15 protein-coding genes and 1 pseudogene are annotated in these 16,212 nt (G+C 63.4%); 12 read left to right on the top strand and 4 right to left on the bottom strand.

The genetic code is table 11. The annotated features are described in order from the left end of the window. The 3 genes from LIG30_RS07715 to LIG30_RS07705 all read left to right on the top strand — a co-directional run. Positions 1–681 (top strand): electron transfer flavoprotein subunit beta/FixA family protein (locus LIG30_RS07715; RefSeq protein ID WP_038711000.1); only part of this gene is annotated, 681 nt, incomplete at its 5' end. Between the two features lie 15 nt (positions 682–696). Further along, on the top strand, positions 697–1,644 hold the full coding sequence (locus LIG30_RS07710) for an electron transfer flavoprotein subunit alpha/FixB family protein (RefSeq protein ID WP_038710998.1): 948 nt from the start codon (positions 697–699) through the stop codon (positions 1,642–1,644). Positions 1,645–1,709: 65 nt separating this feature from the next. After that, a complete protein-coding gene (locus LIG30_RS07705) occupies positions 1,710–2,561 on the top strand; it encodes a 3-hydroxybutyryl-CoA dehydrogenase (protein ID WP_038711020.1) in 852 nt (283 codons plus the stop codon). 310 nt (positions 2,562–2,871) lie between these two features. Here LIG30_RS07705 and LIG30_RS07700 read toward each other — a convergent pair whose 3' ends face one another. Beyond that, entirely contained in the window at positions 2,872–3,771 is a 900-nt protein-coding gene (locus tag LIG30_RS07700) for a LysR family transcriptional regulator (RefSeq protein ID WP_038710997.1), read from the bottom strand. Positions 3,772–3,961: 190 nt separating this feature from the next. Between LIG30_RS07700 and LIG30_RS07695 the strand changes: the two genes are divergently transcribed. Next, positions 3,962–5,476 carry an acetyl-CoA hydrolase/transferase family protein gene (locus LIG30_RS07695; RefSeq protein WP_038710995.1) on the top strand — a complete coding sequence of 505 codons (1,515 nt, stop codon included), beginning with the start codon at positions 3,962–3,964 and terminating at the stop codon, positions 5,474–5,476. 107 nt (positions 5,477–5,583) lie between these two features. Here the strand turns inward: LIG30_RS07695 and LIG30_RS25145 are convergent. Both LIG30_RS25145 and LIG30_RS07690 read right to left on the bottom strand, forming a co-directional pair. Next, a pseudogene (locus LIG30_RS25145) lies at positions 5,584–5,736 on the bottom strand (transposase); the annotation flags it as partial. A gap of 139 nt (positions 5,737–5,875) precedes the next feature. Beyond that, a complete protein-coding gene (locus LIG30_RS07690) occupies positions 5,876–6,259 on the bottom strand; it encodes a hypothetical protein (RefSeq protein ID WP_038710994.1) in 384 nt (127 codons plus the stop codon). Between the two features lie 208 nt (positions 6,260–6,467). Here LIG30_RS07690 and LIG30_RS07685 point away from each other — a divergent pair, with 208 nt between their 5' ends. Next, on the top strand, positions 6,468–6,908 hold the full coding sequence (locus tag LIG30_RS07685; RefSeq protein ID WP_051994912.1) for a PIN domain-containing protein: 441 nt from the start codon (positions 6,468–6,470) through the stop codon (positions 6,906–6,908). After that, on the top strand, positions 6,905–7,117 hold the full coding sequence (locus LIG30_RS07680; protein ID WP_038710993.1) for a ribbon-helix-helix protein, CopG family: 213 nt from the start codon (positions 6,905–6,907) through the stop codon (positions 7,115–7,117). Before LIG30_RS07685 ends, LIG30_RS07680 begins: the two co-directional genes overlap by 4 nt. A gap of 414 nt (positions 7,118–7,531) precedes the next feature. Here the strand turns inward: LIG30_RS07680 and LIG30_RS07675 are convergent, their stop codons facing one another. Next, positions 7,532–8,461, bottom strand: coding sequence for a LysR substrate-binding domain-containing protein (locus LIG30_RS07675; protein WP_038710991.1), 930 nt, complete (start codon positions 8,459–8,461; stop codon positions 7,532–7,534). 107 nt (positions 8,462–8,568) lie between these two features. Here LIG30_RS07675 and LIG30_RS07670 point away from each other — a divergent pair, with 107 nt between their 5' ends. From LIG30_RS07670 to LIG30_RS07645, 6 genes are all read left to right on the top strand, one after another. Further along, on the top strand, positions 8,569–9,654 hold the full coding sequence (locus tag LIG30_RS07670; protein ID WP_038711017.1) for a tartrate dehydrogenase: 1,086 nt from the start codon (positions 8,569–8,571) through the stop codon (positions 9,652–9,654). 308 nt (positions 9,655–9,962) lie between these two features. After that, positions 9,963–11,219, top strand: a complete 1,257-nt coding sequence (locus LIG30_RS07665) for a glycerate kinase type-2 family protein (protein ID WP_235510243.1) — start codon at positions 9,963–9,965, stop codon at positions 11,217–11,219. A 5-nt stretch (positions 11,220–11,224) separates the two neighbouring features. Further along, positions 11,225–12,643: a pyruvate kinase gene (pyk, locus tag LIG30_RS07660; RefSeq protein ID WP_038711012.1), complete on the top strand. Its 1,419-nt coding sequence runs from the start codon at positions 11,225–11,227 to the stop codon at positions 12,641–12,643. Positions 12,644–12,651: 8 nt separating this feature from the next. Beyond that, a complete protein-coding gene (gene eno, locus LIG30_RS07655) occupies positions 12,652–13,938 on the top strand; it encodes a phosphopyruvate hydratase (protein WP_038710990.1) in 1,287 nt (428 codons plus the stop codon). A gap of 90 nt (positions 13,939–14,028) precedes the next feature. Continuing rightward, the gene (locus LIG30_RS07650; protein WP_038710989.1) at positions 14,029–15,339 is read left to right on the top strand and encodes an MFS transporter; all 1,311 of its coding nucleotides are present in this window, start codon (positions 14,029–14,031) and stop codon (positions 15,337–15,339) included. Positions 15,340–15,781: 442 nt separating this feature from the next. Continuing rightward, positions 15,782–16,090, top strand: coding sequence for a hypothetical protein (locus tag LIG30_RS07645; protein ID WP_051994910.1), 309 nt, complete (start codon positions 15,782–15,784; stop codon positions 16,088–16,090). The last annotated feature ends 122 nt before the right edge of the window (positions 16,091–16,212 follow it).

Genomic DNA, 16,212 nt, shown 5'->3' with positions numbered 1-16,212 from the left:
ACGGGTGTCGACATTGCGAACGTGAAGATGTCGATGAACCCGTTCGACGAGATCGCGGTGGAAGAGGCGGTGCGCCTGAAGGAAGCGGGCGTGGCGACCGAAGTGATCGCGGTGTCGGTCGGTGTCGCGCAGGCGCAGGAAACGCTGCGCACCGCGCTGGCGATTGGCGCGGACCGCGCGATCCTGGTCGAGTCGAACGACGGCGTCGAGCCGCTGGCGGTCGCGAAGATCCTGAAGGCGCTGGTCGACAAGGAGCAGCCGCAACTGGTGATCCTCGGCAAGCAGGCGATCGACGACGACTCGAACCAGACGGGCCAGATGCTGGCCGCGCTGGCAGGCCTGCCGCAAGCGACGTTCGCGTCGAAGGTGACGGTCGCCGACGGCAAGGCAACGGTCGCGCGTGAAGTCGACGGCGGCGCGGAAACGCTGTCGCTGACGCTGCCGGCGGTGGTGACGACGGACCTGCGCCTGAACGAGCCGCGCTACGTGACGCTGCCGAACATCATGAAGGCGAAGAAGAAGCCGCTGGAGACCGTGAAGCCGGAAGAGCTGGGCGTGAACGTCGCGCCGCGCCTGAAGACGCTGAAGGTGGTGGAGCCGCCGAAGCGCGCGGCGGGCGTGATGGTGCCGGACGTGAAGACGCTGGTCGAGAAACTGAAGACCGAAGCCAAGGTGCTGTAAGGGGAGCGGAAAGAGATGACGATTCTGGTAATTGCGGAACACGACAACGCGTCGATCAAGGCGGCGACGCTGAACACGGTGGCGGCGGCGGCCGAGGTTGGCAAATTCGTCGGCGGCGACATTCACGTGCTGGTCGCGGGTCATAACGCGCAAGCGGCGGCCGACGCGGCAGCGAAGATCGCGGGCGTGAGCAAGGTGCTGCTGGCCGACGCGCCGCAGCTGGCCGCAGGCCTGGCGGAGAACGTCGAGGCGACGGCGCTGAACATCGCGAAGGACTACTCGCACATCCTCGCGCCGGCGACCGCGTACGGCAAGAACATCGCGCCGCGCCTGGCGGCGAAGCTGGATGTCGCGCAGATCTCGGACATCACGGCCGTCGACAGCGCGGACACGTTCGAGCGCCCGATCTACGCGGGCAACGCGATCGCGACGGTGCAGTCGAGCGATCCGGTCAAGGTGATCACGGTGCGTTCGACGGGCTTCGACCCGGTGGCGGCGGAAGGCGGCAACGCAGCGGTCGAGAAGATCGAGGCGGCGGCGGACGCGGGCGTGTCGCAGTTCGTCAGCCGCGAGGTGACGAAGCTGGACCGTCCGGAACTGACGAGCGCGAAGATCATCGTGTCGGGCGGCCGGGGTCTCGGCAGCGGCGAAAACTACACGAAGGTGCTGGAGCCGCTGGCGGACAAGCTGCAGGCGGCGCTGGGCGCATCGCGCGCGGCGGTCGACGCGGGCTACGTGCCGAACGACTACCAGGTCGGCCAGACCGGCAAGATCGTCGCGCCGCAGCTGTACATCGCGGTGGGCATCTCGGGTGCGATCCAGCATCTGGCCGGGATGAAGGATTCGAAGGTGATCGTCGCGATCAACAAGGACCCGGAAGCGCCGATCTTCAGCGTGGCGGATTACGGTCTGGTGGGCGACCTGTTCACGGTCGCGCCGGAGCTGGCAAAAGAACTTGGCTGAAGCGCCGGCCGATCAAGCGATATGATACGGCCGGATATCGAAGGCTTCACAGTGAGGAGAGCATGATGGCAATTGAATCGATTGGCGTTATCGGCGCTGGCACGATGGGCAACGGTATCGCCCAGGTCGCCGCCGTGGCAGGCGTGAAGGTCACGTTGGTCGACGTGACCGACGAAGCGCTCGAGCGCGGCGTGGCGAAGCTCACGTCGAGCCTCGCGCGTCTCGTCGAGAAGGGCAAGCTCGACGCATCCGTGCGCGACGCCGCGTTGACGCGCATCGCGACGTCGACCGACTACCAGAAGCTGGCGGAAGTCGACATGGTGATCGAGGCGGCGACGGAAAACGTCGAGCTCAAGACGCGCATCGTCCGGCAGATCGAGTCGGTCGTGAAGGACGAGACGATCATCGCGTCGAACACGTCGTCGATCTCGATCACGGCGCTGGCGGCGACGCTCCGCAAGCCGGAGCGCTTCATCGGCATGCACTTCTTCAATCCGGTGCCGCTGATGGCGCTGGTCGAGGTGATCCGCGGCGTGCAGACGAGCGACGCAGTGGTCGACGCAGTGCGCGCGCTGACGGAGCGCCTCGGCAAGACGCCCGTCGCCGCGAAGAACTCGCCGGGCTTCGTCGTCAACCGCATCCTGATCCCGATGATCAACGAGGCGTTCTTCACGCTGGCGGAAGGCGTGGCGACCGCCGAGGAGATCGACGAAGGCATGCGCCTCGGCGCGAATCACCCGATCGGCCCGCTCGCGCTGGCCGACCTGGTCGGGCTCGACGTCTGCCTGTCGGTGATGGACGTGTTCCTGAAGGACTTCGGCGATCCGAAGTACCGCGCGTGCCCGTTGCTGCGGGAACTCGTCGCGGCGGGGCATCTGGGGCGCAAGACCGGCCGCGGCGTGTACCGCTACGAGTGAGCGCCGCGAGGCGGTTGGCGCCTCGCATCGAGCGCGCGTCGCGGTGGATTCGCTGCGCGCGTGCCCCCGCGTATCGATGGATACGCAGCGTTGTGTCGTCGTCGCCAGTCTGGCGGGGGCGGCGCAGCGCGTGCCGCGACGCGCGCTGCGCGCCGCGGCGTCTGCCGTTTACCGGCCGCATTGCGGCGCCGGGCGTCGCTTGTTTGGCGCGGCCAAACGGCGCGCCTCCCTCCGTGCACACGCCTGCGGGGTCCCCTTGGGGGCAGCCGGCAACGCACGTTCGCAAGCCCGTGATTAGCGTGAACGGGCCCTAACCCGCACGATCGACGTCCACGCCGCAGATGGACAGCCACGCACGCGCCGCGTGCGACAGATAGCGGTGCCGGTGCCAGATGTGCACGAGCGTCCAGTTCATCGCCGGCGCGCTCAGGCGCGCGACCGACAGCGTCGCGAGGTCGAGCCGCGCGAGAAACGGCTCGGGCAGGAACGTCGTGCCGAGCCCGGCGCTGGCCATCGCCGCCAGAAAATCCCAATGCCCGCTTTGCGCGGTGATGCGCGGCTCGATGCCCGCGTCGCGAAAGGCCATCCGCATCTGATGGGTCAGCGCGAATTCATCCTTCAGCAGAATCAATGGCTCGTCGCGCAACGCCGACAGCTTGACTGTCTTGTGCCCGCCCCAGCCCGCATGCAGCGGGCCGACCGCCCAGATCGGATAACTCGCGAACGTGCGGCTGTTCACCTCCGCCTCGCGCTCCCCCGGCAGCAGGATCGTCGCGCCGACTTCCAGCTCGCCGGCCGCGACCATCTGCTCGGTCAACTGCCCGCCATGCTCGGCGAGACTCAATTCCAGATCGGGAAACCGCTCGCGGAACGTCCTGACCGCATCGGACAGAAACAGGTTGCCCATCGGCGGGATGCCGACCGTCAACTGGCCGCGCCCGAGCGACACCACGTCCGCGACTTCCACCTGCAAGCGGTGCACGACGTCGAGCGCCTCCTGCCCGCGCGCGAAGACGATCCGGCCGACGTCGGTCAGCCGGACCTGGCGGCCCTCGCGGATCAGCAGCGGCTGGCCGACCTGGTCTTCGAGCTGGCGCACCATCTTGCTGATCGTCGACTGCGTGACGAACAGCGCCGCGGCAGCCTGCGTGAAGCTGTTCAAGCGCACCGTCTCGACGAAGTAGCGCAGCGCGCGGATGTCTATCGCCATGGATCGAGGTTCCTCAATGCATGAAAAAACCGACTTGAATGCATGATTTTAAGTCATTCAGAGAATGACGGTCGCGAGATTAAACTGAATGTCGACATCTGCTCCGCGCATCCGGAACGGCCGATCTGTCGTGCTGGCCCGGATTCGACATGCGCGCGGACGCGGGGACGGCATGCAAAGAGGAGACGGAATGCAGACAGAACGGATTCGCTGCGCACGGTTGCGCGGCAAGGTGATGATGGCCGACGAGGCCGCGACGTTGATCAAGGACGGCATGACCGTCGGCATGAGCGGGTTCGGCTATGCGGGCGACTGCAAGAGCGTGCCGTTCGCGCTGGCGCGGCGCGCGGCCGACGAGGCGGTGCGCATCACGCTGATCACCGGCGCGTCGCTCGGACACGACATCGACAAGACGCTCGCGGCAGCCAACGTGACGGCGCGCCGGATGCCGTTCCAGTCGGATGCCGCGTTGCGCCGCAAGATCAACGCGGGCGAGGTGATGTACCTCGACCAGCATCTGTCGGAAACGGTCGAGCAACTGCGGTCGCACCACGTGGCGCCGGTGGACGTCGCGCTGATCGAGGCAACCGCGATCACCGAATGCGGCGGCATCGTCCCGACCACGTCGGTCGGCAACTCGGCGAGCTTCGTGTCGATGGCAAAGAAGGTCATCGTCGAGATCAACCTCAACATGCCGGCGGCGCTGGAAGGCCTGCACGACGTGTATCAGCCGATCGATCGCCCGTACCGCCAGCCGATTCCGCTGATCGCCGCCGAGCAGCGCATCGGCCTGCCGTTCATTCCGGTGGACCCGGAGAAGATCGTGGCGATCGTGTTCACCCAGACCGACGACAGCCCCGCGAATCTGCTGCCGCCCGACGAGCAGACGCAGCTGATCGCCGACCATCTCAACACCTTCCTGCTGCACGAAGTGCGCGCGGGCCGTCTCGCGCCGTCGCTGCAGCCGCTGCAGGCCGGCGTCGGCACGATCTCGAACGCGGTCCTGCACGGGATGTGCGATTCGCCGTTCACCGACATCCGGATGTATTCCGAGATCCTTCAGGACAGCACGATCGAGCTGCTCGACGCGGGCCGCCTGAGCTTCGCGTCCGGGTCGGCGGTGGCGCTGTCGAGCGCGAAGCAGCAGGGGTTCCTCGCCGATCTCGAGCGCTACAAGTCGCGCCTCGTGCTGCGGCCGCAGGAGATCAGCAACCATCCCGAGGTGATTCGCCGCCTGGGCGTGATCGCGATCAACACCGCGCTCGAATGCGACATCTACGGCAACGTGAACTCGACGCACGTCGGCGGCACGCACATGATGAACGGCATCGGCGGGTCGGGCGACTTCGCGCGCAATGCGTACCTGTCGGTGTTCGTCACCAAGTCCATCGCGAAGGACGGCGACATTTCCAGCATCGTGCCGATGGTCTCGCACGTCGACCATACCGAGCACGACGTCGACGTCATCGTGTCGGAGCACGGGCTGGCCGACCTGCGTGGCCTCGCGCCGCGCGAGCGCGCGCAGCAGGTCATCAATCATTGCGCCGACCCGCGCTATCGCGATGCGTTGCGCGACTACGTGACGCGCGCGAGCCGCTACGGCGGACAGACGCCGCACGTCCTCGAAGAAGCGCTGGCGTGGCATGTGCGCTACCGGGACACGCACACGATGCGCACCGTCGGCGAGGCGGCCGTCGCCGGCTGATCGCGCCCAGCGGCCCGCGGGCGAGACGAAGGCGCCCGGCACGGGCTCGAACGAGCGGATCGGTATGACCGAAACAACCCGATGGGCGTTGCGCCGATCGGGTTGTTTTATTTGGTTGATCGCGGATTACCGGGGAAGGCTGCGCGGATTTCGAGGAAGAAGTATTCCTCGTCGCGGTATCCGTAAGCGCTGCGCTTGATGACCTTGATGGTGTTGTTGAGGCTTTCGACGACGCTGGTATTGAGTGGGAGAGCACAACGGTCACTCGTTCCGAAGATCCGAAAGCTTGTCCTCCCTTAGCGGATCGGTTGCAGCGACTGAGAGCCCGGCGCATCACGTGACTGACCTGACTCTAGCCCCGCACCCAGCACGACTTGAGACCCCAATGGCAAGCAATGGTCAGAGATCTCCGCGCACTTCACCGGTTCCCAGCGCGCTCCGCCGCCGGTTGACTTCCGCCCAAAGCTCATCGCTGTCGTCATTGCGCAGCAGGACCATCCAGTCCAGTTGATTGTCGGCCACGCCGAAGTATTCCAGGATTTCCCGGCGAACCGCATCGACGAACTGCGCGTATTCCGGGGTTGCCTGGGCCTGCGCGTGCAAGGCATCGTATGCTGCATCGTCCGCGCCGCCGCCGTGCTCGTCGATATAGCGCGAGATCCACTGGTCTCGTTCGCGGTCGTAATCGGCCTCGGCGCGCATCGCTTGCACAGCCGTGTAGAAATCCAATTGGGCAAACGCGGCGATCGCCGCCGTTGTCGCCTCGTCGAATGTAGTCGTCATTCCATCTCTCATGTTGGTCATGGCACATCATCGCACGGGCCGCACCCGGGCAGGTGCCTCGAATCCGGACGGTGCAACACGCCGCCTGGCGCCGACGTTTGGCCCGTGCACAGGCACCATGATCGGGAGGTTCACGCCTTCGAGTGCGTCACTCATCGGGGCCGCACGGGCGACAGGACACTCATTTTGCCGCACTGCAAGCACAGCGATGAAAACAACCGGGCGCGGCAGATCGCAGAACACGTTTCGAGCGTACGTCTTTGTTTCTGCGCTGCGCTCGGACGGCGGTGCTTCCCGGGAGGTGCTGCGGCGCATACTGCAGGGGCGGCACGTGCCGGTGTTCGGCAATGCCCGGTGGCTGGAATATGAAGACTTGCCGGGGCGACCTATCTGGCCAGACCTGACCACGGCCGACGAGCGACTGCAAATCCTCGCGGCACTGGCGCGTGCCGGACGCTGGGTCACCCTGTATTACGGGTGGCGGCCCAACCTGCCGGACGAAGCGGACAACCACCTGATCGAACTTGCCGTGGCGGCTGGAGCGCAGGCGATTGTCACACACAATATCCGTGATGTCGGCCGCGGAGAATTGCGATGGGATGCGCTCGCCATCCTGACGCCGGCACGATTCCTGGAGCGATTTCCATGAGCACCCTTACCATTCGTCTTCCGGATGACACCGCCGAACGCCTGAAAACGTTGGCTCGTACGCGCAAGCTGAGCGTCAACAAGCTGATCGAAGAACTTGGCATCCAAGCCATCACGGCCGCCGATGTGGAAATGCGCTTCAAAGCCTTGGCCATGCGTGGTGACGCCAGTCAGGCGCTGGCGATTCTGGATCGGCTTGATTCGCGCTGATTCCATCTCACTCGGCGCTTCCCGCTCGGAGCGATAACTCGGTACGCTATTTGCGCAGGCTTATGGCGTGACGAGTGTTGCTCATATGGCCTCGCGCGACACGTATCCGATGGCCAGTTCGATGCCCCGAGTCTTGTTCGTCGGCTTCATGAGGTACGCCGGACAAATGAAGGACCGGGGTCGGGTGATGCGCAACGTCGCCTCCTGGCTGGTAGCCGTTCCGGCAGCAGGCCGATTGCCGCCCGATGTGGGCGGTTGCACCCGACCCGAAACGGCCCCTTGCCAGCATTTCCCGAATGTCCCGGCTTGGATGGAAACCAGCCATTGCGGTGCTAGTCGTGAGCGGCCCGAGGTCAAACGTCGAATGGCCGGCGGAGTTCAATTAGCATAGCTACGCACAGTCACCGTGCGAGGTCAATGCGTGTGCTCGCCCACCTCGCGTTCGAGATCGAGCGCAATAAAGTCGACAAACGCACGAATGCGATTGGACATCTGGTGTCGCTGGGAATACACAGCGAAGATATCGGCGTTCGGCGTCTCGTGATCGGGAAGCACGAGCACGAGAGACCCATCTGCCAGATACTGTTTGATGTCCCATTCGGCTCGCATCAAGATGCCGTGCCCATCGAGCGCCCATTTGACCGCGATTTCGCCGTCGTTCGTTGTCAGTGTGCCGTTGATCCGCACGGCCTCCGTCTTGCGGGACGCCCCTCTGCCCGACGTAAGACGCCAGACCCCATAAGCCTCATCACCCTGTCGGATTCCGATGCAGTTGTGCCGCGTCAGGTCATGAGCGGTCATCGGCATGCCCCGCGATGCTATATACGAAGGTGCTGCGCAGAGCAACCGCCGGTTCGCCGCGAGAAGCCTCGCGACCACCCGCGTATCGGGCGGCTCGCCGAAGCGGATGCAGACGTCGAATGCATCGTCGGTCAGGGGCGGCGGCGTAACCGACAACTGGAGCTGGACTGATACTTGCGGATACTTGGCGACAAACCGGGAGATCGCTGGCGCAACATGACTGCGTCCGAAGCCGAGCGTCGCGTTCACACGCAGCAATCCCTTCGGAGTCTTCTTTGCTGTTCCCAGTAGCTCTGACAGTTCATCTATTTCGTCGAGTATCCGGCGCGCGTGTTCGAGATAAAGCTGACCCTCGGGCGTGAGCATCATCCTTCGGGTGGTCCGGTTGATGAGCGCCACACCTGCGCGGCTTTCCATTTGCGTCAAGCGCTTGCTGACGGCAGCCGGCGTCAGCCCCAATTCGCGTGCCGCCGCGCTCAGGCTGCCAGACGCTGCGAGCGTCGAGAAAAAACTCAGATCGGCGGGTTGTACGGTATCGCGCATCGCCTCAACTTGTGAATTCAGGTTAATAATGGTTTAAGTCTAGCACCGGTTTGGGAGTCTGGATGCGGGTAAAGTTCCGTCACACCCCACACATGAAGGACGGAGACATGAAGACCTATCGCATCGCAACAATTCCGGGCGACGGCATCGGCAAGGAGGTCGTGCCCGCCGGTCAGCAAGTGCTTGAAGCCCTCGCGAAGTCCGATGAGTCGTTCGCATTCGAGTTCGAAAACTTCGACTGGGGCGGCGACTATTACCGCAAACACGGCGTCATGATGCCGGAGGATGGTCTGGACGCGATTCGCGATAAGGATGCAATCCTGTTCGGTTCGGCGGGCGACCCCGACATTCCCGATCACATCACCCTGTGGGGTCTGCGCCTGAAGATTTGCCAGGGCCTCGATCAATACGCGAACGTGCGGCCGACCCGCATCCTGCCGGGCATCGACGCGCCGCTCAAGCGCTGCAAGCAGGAAGACCTTAACTGGGTGATCGTGCGCGAGAACTCCGAGGGCGAATATTCGGGCGTAGGCGGTCGTGTCCACCAGGGGCATCCGATCGAAGCGGCCACGGACGTATCAATCCTGACGCGCGCCGGCGTCGAGCGGATCATGCGCTTCGCGTTCCGCCTCGCGCAGTCTCGTCCGCGCAAGCTCCTGACCGTCATCACGAAGAGCAACGCGCAACGCCACGCGATGGTGATGTGGGACGAGATCGCCGGCGAAATTTCGAAGGAATTTCCGGACGTCAAATGGGACAAGGAACTGGTGGACGCATCGACGGCGCGCATGGTCAACCGTCCCGAAACGCTCGATACGATTGTCGCGACCAACCTGCATGCCGACATTCTCAGCGATCTGGCCGCTGCCCTCGCCGGCAGCCTGGGCATCGCGCCGACCGGCAATATCGATCCTGAACGCCGCTATCCGTCGATGTTCGAGCCGATCCACGGCTCCGCATTCGACATCATGGGTAAAGGGCTGGCCAATCCCGTCGGCACCTTCTGGTCGGTCGTGATGCTGCTTGATCATGTTGGCGAATTCGAGGCTGCCAGGCGTGTGATGCAGGCCGTGGAAGCCGTGACGGCGGACAAATCTCTTCACACGCGCGACCTCGGCGGCACCGCGACCACGGCTCAAGTCACAGCTGCCGTGTGCGCCTTGCTGGAAAAGAAAGTCGCCAACGCAGCGTAAGCGCGACGCGAGTCAACGTCTCATAGGCTGCGCCCGCCTGATGGCGGGCTCTCCGTGAGCGAGCCCCCCTGACAGGCACGATCCGGGCATGTGGCCGTGACAGTTCGCGGCCCGGGTCGCCTCGTCCCGACGCGCTGAAGAAAGGCAGGAGACAAGATGTTCACTTCCTTCACCCTGGCGCATTTCGCTTCTGTTGCGGCCGTGCCGGCCGCTGCGCGAGAGCAGCAATGAAACCCTCCTCAAATTCCGGTCCATCTTCAACCGAAGGAACGGTCAACAAGCTGGACGTTGATCGCCTCTTGCGGGACATGTTCAGCGCCGCTATCGCGAGCGCACAACCGGCGTTGCGCGTACCTGACTTCCTTCCCCAGCCGCCGCGTGGGCGGACCATCGTCGTCGGCGCAGGAAAAGCCTCGGCTGCAATGGCAAAAGCAGTCGAAGATCACTGGACCGGTCCCCTCGAAGGGCTCGTCGTCACGCGCTACGGATATGCGGTAGCGTGCGAACGAATCGAGATCGTCGAGGCCGCGCATCCCGTCCCCGATGAGAAAGGCCTGGAAGCAGCCGTGCGCCTGATGCAGCTCGTCTCGGGATTGACCGCCGACGACTTGGTCATCTGTCTCATTTCGGGCGGAGGATCTTCGCTCTTGCCGCTGCCCGCCAAGGGGCTCTCGCTGCAGGACAAACAAGAAATCAATCAGGCGTTGCTCGCGAGTGGGGCAACGATCTCCGAGATGAATTGCGTACGCCGGCACCTGTCTGCGATCAAGGGCGGCCGCCTCGCGGCAGCTTGCTACCCGGCTCGCGTGGTCAACCTGATCATCTCGGACGTTCCTGCCGATGCTGCAAACGATATCGCATCCGGCCCAACCGTCCCCGACAGCACGACGTGCGCAGATGCGCTTGCCATTTTGCGTCGCTATGAAATATGCGCGTCACCCGTCGCGATCGCCTTGCTCGAGGACAGCCTGACGGAGACCTTGAAACCGGGCGATCCACGTTTGCCCGACATCGAGACACACCTGATTGCAACGCCGCAACTCGCGCTCGAAGCGGCGGCGACGAAGTCACTCGAGGCGGGAATTGACGTGCACATTCTCGGCGACGCAATCGAAGGTGAGGCACGCGACGTTGGCACGGTGATGGCGGGCATCGCAAAGCAGGTAAGCCGGCGTGATCAACCTTTTCCGGCGCCCTGCGTCCTGCTGTCCGGAGGCGAGACGACCGTCACGATTCGCGGTGACGGTCGAGGCGGTCGAAACGTCGAGTTTCTTCTATCGCTCGGCGTCGCGCTGAATGGAGAACCTGGTGTATTCGCGATAGCAGGCGACACGGATGGCGTCGATGGCCAGGAAGAAATCGCAGGCGCACTACTACGCCCAGATACGTTGGAGCGGGCGCGCGATCAAGGCATCCGCGCATCCGAGCGCCTCGAGAACAACGACGCCCACGGCTTTTTTCAGGCACTTGGCGACTCGGTCATCACTGGGCCGACGCTGACCAACGTCAATGATTTTCGTGCCATCTTCATCGCCGCTCAGCGCGGCGATCTTTCAGGGAGTTGATCAAGATGCGCCGCACCCGAAATGCCAAAATTGTCGCTACGCTGGGTCCCGCGAGCACAAGTCACGAAACCATCGAATCGCTGTTCAAGGCGGGAGCCGATGTCTTTCGGCTGAACTTCAGCCATGGCACGCACGACGACCATCAGCGTCGCCTTGAAGTTATCCGGTCTATTGAGAAGAACGTGGGCCGACCGATTGGCGTGCTCCTCGATCTTCAAGGTCCAAAGCTGCGGATCGGTACATTTACGGATGGTCCGATTTTCCTGGAGAAAGGCGCCGCGTTCCGGCTTGACCTTAACGCGAAGACGCCCGGCGATCTGACCCGCGTGGCGCTTCCACACCCTGAAATCTTTGCAGCGCTCAAGGAACAGACCAACCTGTTGCTCGATGATGGCCGCGTCCAGCTGCGCGTCGAACGGTGCGGGCCCGACTTTGCCGAAACGACCGTCATCGTCGGCGGGCCGCTGTCCGAGCGCAAGGGTGTCAACGTTCCGGATGTGGTGCTCCCGCTCTCGGCGATGACAGAGAAGGACCGCCGCGATCTGGAGTTCGGCCTCACGCTGGGCATCGACTGGTTGGCGCTTTCGTTCGTGCAGCGCGTCGAAGACATTCTGGAAGTTCGCAAAATCGTTGGCGACCGGGTAGGGATCGTCGCCAAGCTGGAAAAACCGGCAGCGATCAGTAGCCTCGATGCGATTGTCGACGAGGCGGATGCCGTGATGGTCGCGCGCGGTGACCTGGGCGTTGAAATGCCGGCGGAGCAGGTGCCCGCGATCCAGAAGCGCATTGTTCGCGCATGTCGTAAGGCCGGCAAGCCAGTGATCGTCGCCACGCAGATGCTGGAGTCGATGGTCACCGCACCCGTGCCCACGCGGGCTGAAGCGTCCGATGTGGCGACCGCCATCTACGATGGCTCCGACGCAGTGATGCTGTCGGCCGAATCGGCAAGCGGCAAATACCCTGTCGAAGCCGTACGAATGATGGACCTCATCATCTCGCAGACCGAATGCGACCCTTACTACAGGGAAGTCATCGCTGCATCGCATGCCGCGCCTCGTGCCAACACGTCGGATGCGATCGGCTATGCGATGCGACACGTCACCGGCCTGCTGAACGCGGCCGCAACCGTTGCTTACACCAGCTCCGGTTACTCAGCCCTGCGGATGGCGCGTGAACGGCCGTGCGGGCCGATTATCGGCATGACACCCCAAATGGGGACGGCACGTCGCCTGGCGCTCGTTTGGGGCGTGCATCCTGTCGTGTGCAAGGAGATCGTCGACGCGCTTGAAGTCAGTGAACTAGCCTGCGAAACCGCACGGGAGGAAGGATTCGGCGCAACAGGACAGACGGTCGTCATCTCTGCAGGCATGCCGTTTGGCACGCCCGGCACAACCAATCTTCTGCGCATCGCGCAAATCCAGTGAGGCATCGAATGGCACGCATCAAGGATATTCAGGGCTTCGAGCTGCTCGATTCCCGGGGCAATCCAACCGTCGCGGCGCAGGTCACACTCGACGACGGCGCGACGGGCTTTGCGATCTCGCCTTCTGGCGCATCGACCGGAGCGCGTGAAGCACTCGAACTGCGCGACGGCGACACGAAGCGATACGGTGGCAAGGGGGTACGCCTGGCGGTCAGTCACGTCAACGGAGAACTTCGTCAGTCCCTGTTAGGCCTTAGCGGAACTGACCAGGCGGCGATCGACGAGCGCATGATCCAGCTGGACGGAACACCGACCAAGGCACGGCTTGGCGCGAACGCCATTCTCGCCGTGTCGCTTGCTGCGGCAAAAGCCGGCGCGGCGTCTTCTGGCGTGCCGTTGTATCGGTATCTGGCGACCACGGGCGCACCGCGCTTGCCTCTGCCGATGATGAACATCATCAACGGTGGCGCGCATGCGGATAACAGCGTTGACCTACAGGAGTTCATGATCCTGCCTGTAGGTGCGCCGAGTTTTTCGGAGGCGCTGCGCTGGGGCGTCGAAGTCTTCCATGCGCTGAAGAGCGTGCTGCAGCAAAAGCATCTATCGACGGCAGTCGGTGACGAAGGCGGCTTCGCGCCCGACCTTGCGTCGAATCAGGCTGCCCTCGACACGATCATGCTCGCCATCGAACTGGCTGGCTACAAACCCGGCAGCGACATCGCTCTGGGGCTGGACACGGCGAGCTCGGAGTTCTTCGTAAACGGGAAATACGAACTCGCGTCGGAAGGCCGGCATTTCCATTCACACGGCTTCGTCGAGTACCTCGCGAGGCTCGTCGATAGCTACCCGATCGTCTCGATCGAAGATGGCATGGCCGAGAACGACTGGGACGGCTGGAAACTTCTGACCGAGCGCCTGGGCGATCGCATTCAACTCGTCGGCGATGATCTCTTTGTGACGAACACGGCAATTCTTGCCGAGGGCATCGAGCGAAAGATCGCGAATTCAATTCTGATCAAGCCCAACCAGATCGGCACGCTGACCGAAACACTGGCGGCCGTTTCGGCGGCCCAGAAGGCTGGTTACTCGTCGGTGATCTCGCACCGGTCAGGCGAAACGGAGGACACGACGATTGCCGATCTCAGCGTATGCACCGCAGCGACCCAGATCAAGACAGGTTCCCTGTGCCGCTCCGACCGTGCTGCCAAGTACAACCGGCTCCTGTTGATCGAGGCTGAATTAGGCAGTAGCGCGTCTTACGGCGGTGCCAGGGCGCTGGCTTCAATAGTCCGGTAAGAAGAGCCGCGCAGACGGACAACGGACGAGATACCGGTCACACCGGACCTTCCCATAGAGCACTGCTCGCCCCTCCAAGGAGGAGACAAGATGATTTCCGATCTCGAAGCCCGGGTTTCCCGCAAGCTGATGCTGCGGATTATCCCGTTTGTGATGTTGCTGTATTTCGTCAGCTTTCTCGACCGCGTCAACGTCGGATTTGCTGCGATGACGATGAACAAGGCCATCGGGCTTTCTCCGGCCGCGTTTGGCCTCGGGGGCGGCCTCTTTTTCATCGGCTACTTTCTTTTTGAAGTGCCCTCGAACCTGATTCTTCACAAAGTGGGCGCACGCAAATGGATCGCACGGGTGATGGTGTCGTGGGGCATCGTGTCGGCGGCCTCTGCGTTCGTCGTCGGCCCGACCAGCTTTTACGTGCTGCGCTTCGTTCTCGGTGTCGCGGAAGCTGGCTTCTTTCCCGGCATCATTCTTTACCTCAGCTTGTGGTTCCCGAGCCGGCAACGCGCAGTCGCTGCAGCGTGGTTCATGGCCGCAGCGCCGATTTCCACCGCTATCGGCTCGCCGATTTCGGGCGCAATCATGAAACTCCCGCCGATGTGGGGATTGCACGACTGGCAGATGCTCTACATTCTCGAAGCGGTGCCCGCGATCATCCTCGGATTTGTGGTGCTGAAGTACCTGACCGACACGCCCTCGAAGGCGCAATGGCTCCAGACCGACGAACGTGAATGGCTGATCGCGAAGCTGAAGATGGAAGCGGACGCAAAGCAGTCGCATGCGGGCCACACGGCCGGCGCACTCAGTGCATTACGAGATCCCCGAGTGCTCGCACTGGCACTGATCTACTTTGGCACCTCAGCCGGCCTCTACACCCTTGGTCTGTGGGCGCCGCTGATCATCCGGCAGTATGGGTTCGGCTCGTTCGAGACCGGGCTCATTGCGGGCATACCCAGTGTTCTCGCCGTCATCGCAATGATCCTGTGGGCGAAGCATTCGGACCGCACGGAAGAACGGACGTGGCACGTGGTGATTCCCTGTGTAGTGGCCTGCCTCGGATTCTTTTTCGCAGGCGGAGCCAGCAGCGCGCTGATGATCATCCTGGCGCTCGTGATCGTGAACATCGGGATCAGCGCCGCCAAAGCACCGCTATGGGCAATGCCGAGCATGTTCCTCTCGGGTGCCGGCGCGGCAGCGGGCATTGCGATGATCAATTCCGTTGGCAATCTTGGCGGCTTCGTTGGTCCTTTCGCGATAGGCTGGCTGAAGGATCTGACAGGAGGCTACGCCGCCGGTCTATACGTAGTCGGGGCGACGCTGGCCGTGTCAGCAGTGGTGACGTGGTTGCTGAGCCGGCAATCGAAGCAGGTGCCGGTTCGTGCTGAGGAACGTCACGGTCATTGAATGACCTCGACAACGCTCGCCCCGCCCGCAGATCCCTTCGTCTAAAGTCTAAAGCGACCGGTCGGTGTGCCCGCCGACGACCGGTCGCTTTTTGCTTGGTAACGGCGAGCTGGCGCGCGGTAGGACGGAGTCGACTGCGATTGCGATCTGCCGCGCGCTGCTATGCGAATGGCAGTTCTACTACTGCGAGCAGCCATCGAAGACCCAATTGCCAGCATCACAAATCGGCCGAACGCGGACGGTCTGCGCCGCGTTCCCCGGTAATCCTCGATGAACCTTTTATTTGGGGTGCGATCGCGTGGCGGCCGGCGTCGTCCAGCGCCATCATTAACGTTTGGGAAACAGTTTGTTTGGCACTCGCGACATGATCTGCGGGGAAGGGCAGGGCATACTTTCGGCTGTCCTGTACGCCGCGAGTCTGCCCGGCGAGCGATCTTCAAACATGTCGAAGTCCATTCTCCTAACATTGTTGCGTGGCGTGCCGATGGTGGCCGGCACGCTGTTGCTGGCCGCATGCGCGAGCGCGACGGACGTCGCCGCCACCGCGCAGCCGAACGTCTATACCGTGACGACGCATTCGCGAGGCATCCTGCTGACGTGGGCCGGCGCGCACCAGAAGGCGGTCGACGAGGCGAACGATTACTGCGCGCAGCGCGGCATGCGCGCCAGCGTCAAGCAGGAATCGCTGAACGCCGCGCGCGGCGTCGTCGGGCAAGCCGAACTTTCGTTCGAGTGCCATCCGGTGTTCTGAAGGAGCGACGGGGGGGCGTGATGCGTTGTCCGAAGGTCGGGTGCGCGCATCGCGGAATCCGGCGGCCGCGCGCCGCCGCCGGAAGCGGGGCCGCATGCCGGCCCGTGCACATCTCGGGTCGG

Origin of the sequence: Burkholderia sp. lig30 (genome assembly GCF_000687455.2) — a bacterium.
Classification (GTDB): domain Bacteria; phylum Pseudomonadota; class Gammaproteobacteria; order Burkholderiales; family Burkholderiaceae; genus Burkholderia.
Note: the sequence above shows the minus strand (reverse complement) of the source record. Positions and strands in the feature narration are given on the sequence as shown.

Bases quoted from the DNA above. Each gene is read 5' to 3' on its own strand.
- LIG30_RS07710 (WP_038710998.1), top strand. From the start codon at position 697: ATGACGATTCTGGTAATTGCGGAACACGACAACGCGTCGATCAAGGCG.
- LIG30_RS07705 (WP_038711020.1), top strand. From the start codon at position 1,710: ATGGCAATTGAATCGATTGGCGTTATCGGCGCTGGCACGATGGGCAAC.
- LIG30_RS07700 (WP_038710997.1), bottom strand. From the start codon at position 3,771: ATGGCGATAGACATCCGCGCGCTGCGCTACTTCGTCGAGACGGTGCGC.
- LIG30_RS07695 (WP_038710995.1), top strand. From the start codon at position 3,962: ATGCAGACAGAACGGATTCGCTGCGCACGGTTGCGCGGCAAGGTGATG.
- LIG30_RS07690 (WP_038710994.1), bottom strand. From the start codon at position 6,259: ATGACGACTACATTCGACGAGGCGACAACGGCGGCGATCGCCGCGTTT.
- LIG30_RS07685 (WP_051994912.1), top strand. From the start codon at position 6,468: ATGAAAACAACCGGGCGCGGCAGATCGCAGAACACGTTTCGAGCGTAC.
- LIG30_RS07680 (WP_038710993.1), top strand. From the start codon at position 6,905: ATGAGCACCCTTACCATTCGTCTTCCGGATGACACCGCCGAACGCCTG.
- LIG30_RS07675 (WP_038710991.1), bottom strand. From the start codon at position 8,461: ATGCGCGATACCGTACAACCCGCCGATCTGAGTTTTTTCTCGACGCTC.
- LIG30_RS07670 (WP_038711017.1), top strand. From the start codon at position 8,569: ATGAAGACCTATCGCATCGCAACAATTCCGGGCGACGGCATCGGCAAG.
- LIG30_RS07665 (WP_235510243.1), top strand. From the start codon at position 9,963: ATGTTCAGCGCCGCTATCGCGAGCGCACAACCGGCGTTGCGCGTACCT.
- pyk (WP_038711012.1), top strand. From the start codon at position 11,225: ATGCGCCGCACCCGAAATGCCAAAATTGTCGCTACGCTGGGTCCCGCG.
- eno (WP_038710990.1), top strand. From the start codon at position 12,652: ATGGCACGCATCAAGGATATTCAGGGCTTCGAGCTGCTCGATTCCCGG.
- LIG30_RS07650 (WP_038710989.1), top strand. From the start codon at position 14,029: ATGATTTCCGATCTCGAAGCCCGGGTTTCCCGCAAGCTGATGCTGCGG.
- LIG30_RS07645 (WP_051994910.1), top strand. From the start codon at position 15,782: ATGTCGAAGTCCATTCTCCTAACATTGTTGCGTGGCGTGCCGATGGTG.